This is a genomic window from Actinomadura sp. NPDC000600 (assembly GCF_040492135.1).
GTDB lineage: Bacteria > Actinomycetota > Actinomycetes > Streptosporangiales > Streptosporangiaceae > Spirillospora.
In genome coordinates this window covers 1-2,499 of the sequence record NZ_JBEUPD010000095.1, presented here as the reverse complement: position 1 = coordinate 2,499, position 2,499 = coordinate 1, and the positions used below count along the sequence as shown (strand labels likewise).

Annotated in this window: 3 protein-coding genes and 1 tRNA gene; all 4 read left to right on the top strand. The window is 38.3% G+C overall.

Annotation, left to right across the window (positions count from 1 at the left end; genetic code table 11):
• Positions 1–131: 131 nt before the first annotated feature.
• Entirely contained in the window at positions 132–527 is a 396-nt protein-coding gene (locus ABWI07_RS43855; RefSeq protein WP_014570629.1) for a TMEM175 family protein, read from the top strand.
• Between the two features lie 88 nt (positions 528–615).
• On the top strand, positions 616–1,563 hold the full coding sequence (locus tag ABWI07_RS43850) for an IS30 family transposase (protein WP_003130410.1): 948 nt from the start codon (positions 616–618) through the stop codon (positions 1,561–1,563).
• A gap of 124 nt (positions 1,564–1,687) precedes the next feature.
• A tRNA-Lys gene (locus ABWI07_RS43845) sits at positions 1,688–1,760 on the top strand.
• 127 nt (positions 1,761–1,887) lie between these two features.
• On the top strand, positions 1,888–2,499 hold a 612-nt coding region (locus ABWI07_RS43840; protein WP_353822178.1), incomplete at its 3' end, for an MBL fold metallo-hydrolase.

Sequence of the window (2,499 nt, the reverse complement as noted above, 5' to 3'; positions counted from 1 at the left end):
GTTTTGCCAGATGGGTCTTTCTATCTAGTCACTCGTGATTCAACTAACAACACTATATAAGATATCAATAAAAAGATAATAAGCTCTTTCTATAACAGAGTTTATTAGCTTTTTTTGCTATAATTATAAGCATGAATAAAAGCAGAATAGAGGCGCTTACTGACGGAATATTTGCCGTAGTAATGACCCTAACAGTTTTAGAATTTAAAGTTCCAGAAGATGGAAATCTTTTTTCACCAAATGTATTACTTATGCTCCTTATTTATATCACTACTTTTGTTGCCCTTGCTTCCATTTGGAACTCACTGCACCATGTAATGACTTTTATCAAATCAAATAAAATTGATGAGTTAATTCTCTGGTCTAATCATTGGATTCTACTTATTGTTTGTCTCTTTCCCTTTTCAACTGTTGCACACGCAGAACATACGAACTCTTTGACTGCAAGTTTAGCCTATGTTTCAACCTATTTAATTCCTTGGATTAGTTTGATTGTTTTCAGTCAAATAATTTATCGCAAATTGTAAAATGAAGTTAGCCACCTTGAGTCAAGCAAAAAACATCTGAATCTCTTATACTAGAAGTTCGACCAAATAGTATAAAAAGGAAATTCAGATGCAAGACTATTCTATCACAAGCCAGAGCAAAGGGAAACACCTGACCAATCAAGACCGTTTAAACATTGAACGTTGGCACAATAAAGAAGGACTGAGCAACCGTGAGATTGCGCGCTTATTGAATAAAGCTCATGGGACGATTGACAGAGAGATGAAGCGAGGGGAAATCCAGCTCAAGCGGAAGGTAAAATACTCTGCTAAAAAGGCTCAAGAAAATTATGAAGGATTGAGGGCTCACAGTGTTCGTCCGAGTAAACTCACGACTGAGATTGATTGTTATGTGAGTACACGTCTTAAAGAAGACAAGGACTCTTTGGAAGTCATTCATCAGGCTCTAAAAGGAGTTTCTCTGAGCAGCCTCTACAATTGGGTCAACTGGGGCTGGTTAGAAGCCAAGCGTCATCATCTTTTCTATCCGCAGTATAAGGCGGCAAAGAAAATCAAACCTCGTGCGCCAAAGCATCCTTTTGGTAAGTCTATTGAAGAACGGCCTGAGTTCATTAACAATCGCTTAGAAGTGGGGCATTACGAGATTGACACGGTCATTCTTACGAGAGCTAAGAACAAGGTGCTTTTGACGCTCACAGAGCGAAAATACCGCACGGAGATCATTCGCTTGATTGATGGGAAAACAGCACAGGCGGTCAATGATGAGCTGGTGGAACTTCAAAAAAGTTATGACTTCAAATCCATTACCCCTGACAATGGCCATGAATTTGCAAGGCTCTCTGAGGTCGTAAGCTGTCCAGTTTACTATGCACACGCCTACGCGAGCTTTGAGCGAGGGACGAATGAAAACCATAACCGAATGATTCGTAGGCATCTGCCAAAAGGCACAACAAAGACGACCCCTGAAGAAGTCGCCGCTATCGAGTATTGGATGAACCATTATCCAAGAAAAATGTTCAACTATAAGAGTTCATATGAGATGAGCTTGGCTGGCTAACTTGGACTTGCAATTTGCGTAAATAATAAATTTTTAAAAAAATAAAAAAATTACAGCTGAGACTAGAAATTTCAGAAAGTCTGTGTTATAATATATTTCGTCGTGAAAATGACGCTTTAAGCATGACTCGTTAGCTCAGTTGGTAGAGCATTTGACTTTTAATCAAAGGGTCGCTGGTTCGAGCCCAGCACGGGTCACTAATTTATTGAAGAAAAGATTGTGGGGAAGTTTCACAATCTTTTCTTGATTTGGAAAATAATTCTCATTTTTGAGAAAATAAAGTTTTAATTTGCCTTAAGGTGAGTTGAAACTGATGGAGGTTCAATGGAAATCCAATTTTTAGGGACTGGGGCTGGTCAGCCTTCTAAATCAAGAAACACTCAGGCAATTGCCTTGAAAATGCTTGATGAGCGTAATGAAATTTGGCTTTTTGACTGTGGTGAAGCAACGCAACATCAAATTTTAAATACGACAATTAAGCCACGAAAAATTACTAAGATTTTTATTACACATTTACATGGGGATCATATTTTTGGCTTGCCTGGTTTTTTGTCTAGTAGGAGTTTTCAAAGTTCAGATGAACAAACTGATTTGGAGCTTTATGGCCCTGTGGGAATTAAAGATTTTGTTTTGACCGCTCTTAGAATCTCGGGTTCACGCTTAGCTTATCGTATCAATTTTCATGAAATTGATTCGGCTGGAAAAATCTTTGAAGATGATAGTTTTGAAGTCCATACAGATTTGCTTGACCATACTATTTTCTGCTTGGGTTATCGCGTCGTAGAAAAAAATCGAATAGGTGAACTCGATGCCAATGCTTTAAAAGAAGCTGGGCTTCCTTTCGGACCCCTTTTTGGTAAAATAAAAAAAGGTGAGATTGTTCAGTATGAAGGAAAAACTTTCGATCCTAAAGATTATATCGGAGCGGATAAAGCT